Origin of the sequence: Streptomyces sp. ADMS, from assembly GCF_033441795.1 — a bacterium.
GTDB lineage: Bacteria > Actinomycetota > Actinomycetes > Streptomycetales > Streptomycetaceae > Streptomyces.
Map to the genome: position 1 here is coordinate 1 of NZ_JAVFVX010000606.1, position 247 is coordinate 247.

The following is a 247-nucleotide window of genomic DNA, read 5'->3' on the forward strand; positions in this document are numbered from 1 at the left end:
CCAGCGCGGTGTCGTCGCCCGAGCCACCGAGCCGGGAGAGGTCGATCGACAGCATTGGGGTGGTCGGGTCGAAGGCCACGGTCGAGGGCGCGTCGAACATGCCGCTCAAGTCGCCGTGGACCAGACGGCGCAGGGCATGCGCGAGGTCTTGCGCGGCGGGCCCCATGTGCCCGGCCTGGTCGCCGAGGGCCTGGTCGAGGCGCTCGGGCGAGCCGAGGGTGTGCGCGATCTCGCCGAGCAGCGGCAC

General features: G+C 73.7%; 1 pseudogene. It reads right to left on the reverse strand.

Features of this window, described 5'->3' with window-relative positions:
* Positions 1 to 247: pseudogene (locus RB628_RS43085) on the reverse strand (ATP-binding protein); the annotation flags it as partial.